This window comes from Pseudomonas sp. 2024-210, assembly GCF_045062345.1.
Classification (GTDB): Bacteria; Pseudomonadota; Gammaproteobacteria; order Pseudomonadales; family Pseudomonadaceae; genus Aquipseudomonas.
Genome location: NZ_JBJGEJ010000034.1, coordinates 1 through 3680, shown reverse-complemented (window position 1 = coordinate 3680; position 3680 = coordinate 1). Strand labels below are relative to the sequence as shown.

Annotated in this window: 4 protein-coding genes; all 4 read left to right on the top strand. The window is 57.4% G+C overall.

The window, feature by feature from the left end; translation table 11 throughout:
- Window positions 1-43: 43 nt before the first annotated feature.
- The gene (locus ACI7MX_RS22915; RefSeq protein WP_405592097.1) at window positions 44-568 is read left to right on the top strand and encodes a DUF3304 domain-containing protein; all 525 of its coding nucleotides are present in this window, start codon (window positions 44-46) and stop codon (window positions 566-568) included.
- Window positions 553-1086, top strand: a complete 534-nt coding sequence (locus ACI7MX_RS22910) for a DUF3304 domain-containing protein (RefSeq protein ID WP_405592100.1) — start codon at window positions 553-555, stop codon at window positions 1084-1086. Before ACI7MX_RS22915 ends, ACI7MX_RS22910 begins: the two co-directional genes overlap by 16 nt.
- Window positions 1071-1607 carry a DUF3304 domain-containing protein gene (locus tag ACI7MX_RS22905; RefSeq protein ID WP_405592103.1) on the top strand — a complete coding sequence of 179 codons (537 nt, stop codon included), beginning with the start codon at window positions 1071-1073 and terminating at the stop codon, window positions 1605-1607. The genes ACI7MX_RS22910 and ACI7MX_RS22905 overlap by 16 nt, the downstream gene beginning before the upstream one ends.
- Window positions 1592-3680 (top strand): T6SS phospholipase effector Tle1-like catalytic domain-containing protein (locus ACI7MX_RS22900; protein WP_405592106.1); only part of this gene is annotated, 2089 nt, incomplete at its 3' end. The genes ACI7MX_RS22905 and ACI7MX_RS22900, both read left to right, overlap by 16 nt.

Sequence of the window (3680 nt, the reverse complement as noted above, 5' to 3'; positions counted from 1 at the left end):
CCACCAACACCCCCAGGAACATGCTTGATGACGGGCGCTCGTTATGAAGCACTGTCTGCCAGTAGCGCTATTGGTCAGCGGGTTGCTGCAAGGTTGCATTGAGTCGCGGCCGACGATGTTGGGGGCTTCGATTTCTGGGGTTAACCACACTTCGGCTGCCATCAACCATTTCAGCGTAAACGGCGGCGGAGGCCCGAACATCGGCCCCTACGGCGGTGGCCCGCGTAGCCAGATGTGCTGCGCGATGTTGCCAGAGCAATGGCGCGAAGGGCTGACGGTGGTGGTGGAGTGGGAGAAGGATCCGAATGTGGGAGCTTCGGTAAATTGGCCAAAACCCCGCTATTCAGAAGGCTGGTTCGCAGCTGCAAAAGAGCATCAAAGCAAATATATCCGTCACCGCGCAGTTGTTGAAGTAGCGCCTTACAAGCAACTGGGACTGGTCACCGTGCATTTTTTGCCATGCGATCAGGTCAAGGTTTCTGCCAGCCCGACCTATGAAGGTCTCAGGGATCACCCCTATAACTTTCCCCGCCGAATGGAAGTGCCCAGCCCATGCCCGATACCGTGATTTGCCGCGTATTTCTGCTGCTGGTGGCCAGCCTGTTGCAGCAAGGCTGTGTCGAGTCGCGGCCGACGATGTTGGGGGCGCCGATAGAAGGCATCAACCACACCTCGGCCGCCATCAACCGCTTTAGCGTCAACCGCAATGGTGGCCACAATATTGGCCCTTATGGCGGCGGAGGTACGCAAGTGTGTTGCGCCGTGCTGCCACGCGAATGGCGCGAAGGGCTGACGGTTGTTGTGGAGTGGGAGAAAGATCCTAACGTGGGTGCTTCCATTAACTGGCCGAAACCCCGCTACTCCGATGGCTGGTTTGCTGCTGCTAAAGAACATCAAAGCAAATACACCCGACATAGCGCAGTGGTTGAGGTGGCCCCTTATCAAGAACTGGGTGTTGTCACCGTGCATTTCCTGCCCTGCGATCAAGTCAAAGTCGCGGCAGATACCACCTATGACGGTCTTCCTCAGCACCCTTATCAATATCCCCGCCGAATGGAAGTGCCCAGCCCATGCCCGATATCGTGATTTGCCGCGTATTTCTGCTGCTGGTGGCCAGCCTGTTGCTGCAAGGCTGTGTCGAGTCGCGGCCGACGATGTTGGGGGCTTCGATTTCTGGGGTTAACCACACTTCGGCTGCCATCAACCATTTCAGCGTTAACGGCGGCGGAGGCCCGAACATCGGCCCTTATGGCGGTGGCCCGCGTAGCCAGATGTGCTGTGCGATGTTGCCAGTGCAATGGCGCGAAGGGCTGACGGTGGTGGTGGAGTGGGAGAAAGATCCTTCACCTTACGATTACGCCACTTTGTCAGAGCCGCTTTTTTCAGATGCTTGGACCGCGCGAATGAAGGAAATGAGTGAGAAAGATACCCGTCACCGCGCCGTGGTTGAAGTAGCGCCTTACAAGCAACTGGGGCTGGTCACCGTGCATTTCTTGCCATGCGATCAGGTCAAGGTTTCTGCCAGCCCGACCTATGAAGGTCTCAGGGATCACCCCTATAACTTTCCCCGCCGAATGGAAGTGCCCAGCACATGCCCGACACCGTGAATACGTTCGATAAACGCCCGCCAGCGGAACCTCTGGCGATGACCCCGGAATTCCCTGAAAAGGGGCTGTTACCTTCGCATCCTCAGCAGGTGGCCGATAACGGCATCGCGCAGCGCAAAGTGGAGCGTCAGATTGCGATTGAAACCGAGCGGGCTGCGCTCGCTGCACACCGGGGTTATTTTGGTCCGCCGTGTATGGATGTGTTGAACATCACCTTGTGCTTTGACGGTACTAATAACCATGAGCCGTCAGATAAATTGAGCAAGCCACCCACGACCAGTAATGTGGCGCGTTTATTTCACGCCAGTCTGGGTGATTTGGAAGGTCAGCCCCAAACCCTTGTGAGCGATGAGGCTTTCTTTCGCTATTACATCCCAGGGGTCGGTACTGAATTCAAGGAAATTCACGAGTTCGGGCCGAACAGCTCTGGGCTGAGTATGGCTACTGGGGGCGAGAATCGCATTAACTGGGGACTGACCCGACTGTTGGATGTATTGCAGGTCGCTTGTAATGAAGGTCCTCTTCCCCCAAAAGCTGCCTACGCACTCATCCAGAAAATGGGCACGTCTGTGGGCATGGATGCCTTGGGCGCTTCACTCGTCAGTGACGGCTACGCCCGCCGCAAGGCAGTCCTTGAAGGCCCGATGCGCGAGTTGCAACACAAAGTCGAATTACAGAATCGCCTGAAAACCGCCCCGCTGATCAAGGCCATGCGCCTGTATGTGTATGGTTTTTCTCGTGGTGCCGCCGAAGCCCGGGCCTTTGCCACTTGGCTGGAGGCGTTGACCCAAGTCAAGGTCGAGGGTGAAACCTGTTATCTGTTTGCCGGGTTGCCCATCAGCATTGCCTTTATGGGGCTGTTCGACACAGTGGCGTCGGTGGGTGTGGCGTATCTGGCGCCCTTTGCCAGCGGGCATATGGGCTGGGCTGACGACTCGTTGCGGCTGTCGGATTCGGAGGTGTTTTTAGAGCGCTGCGTGCATCTGGTTTCGGCCCATGAGCAGCGCGCCTGTTTCCCGCTGGATTCGATACGGCGCAAAGCGCAGCCTGACGATCCGCTGTGCCCGTCGACCTATCGCAAGGGCACCGTTGAATATCTGTACCCCGGCATGCACTCGGATGTAGGCGGTGGCTATCCGCCGGGTGATCAGGGCAAATCACTTGGAGGGAGTAAGGAGGTGCTTTCGCAAATCGCGCTGCACCACATGTTTAGTGAAGCTTATAAAGTGGGTGCTCCCTTGCAAGCTCCGCGTGAATCGCTTCACGCTGATCAAATTGAACGCAGTCCATGGTTAGTGATGGATGACAAAACCCTAACGTCCTACGACGTTTCCGAATCCCTCATCCAACACTTCAACACCTGGCGCACTACCCTGATCCCCGGCCCGCTGGAAACCGCCATGGCCCATCAGGCCGGGTTGATCACCGGTTGGCGCATCCACCGTTATGCCAGTTACTGGTTCGAGGATTCCGCCGCTTACTCTCACGTCACCGGTAAGTACCCTGGCGAAAGCCCGGACATGACCGTTAAAGAGCGCGAGGCATTCAAGGCCTTGCACGCGATGCAACTGGCAGAAGATCAGGCCGCTCGCTCTGGCCAGCCGTTACCCGAATGGTCGGACAGCGAGCGCGAAGAACGTGTGCAGCATGAGCACACCAAACGGGCCTTTGAGCAGCGCATCGGCGCGTCCACCCCCGTCGCCATCAACACCGCCAAAACCTTTGAACCCTCGCTGGACCACAGCCAGCTGAGGGCCGCCATGAACGAGTTCCGAGTTGACTACGTGGCCGAGTGGCAATTGCCGGAAAACTCGGAGATGTTCACGGTCGGTCGGTTCGTCAATATGGCCGCCGGCGGGCTGGTGTATCTGACCAACGAAGAGGACGAAGCCCAGCAGTACACCGCTCTGCGCCGGGCGGGCAATCGGGCCTACTCCCGGTTGTTCAATGAGCAAAATCAGCCGCTCAATGATGAGGCCAGGCAACTGCTGAGGCTGTTCGATGAATATGTGCACGATTCCCGCGCCTGGTTTATGCATTCGTTTCTGGGCGAGCGTGAACCGTTCAGCGACT

Bases quoted from the DNA above. Each gene is read 5' to 3' on its own strand.
- ACI7MX_RS22915 (WP_405592097.1), top strand. From the start codon at position 44: ATGAAGCACTGTCTGCCAGTAGCGCTATTGGTCAGCGGGTTGCTGCAA.
- ACI7MX_RS22910 (WP_405592100.1), top strand. From the start codon at position 553: ATGCCCGATACCGTGATTTGCCGCGTATTTCTGCTGCTGGTGGCCAGC.
- ACI7MX_RS22905 (WP_405592103.1), top strand. From the start codon at position 1,071: ATGCCCGATATCGTGATTTGCCGCGTATTTCTGCTGCTGGTGGCCAGC.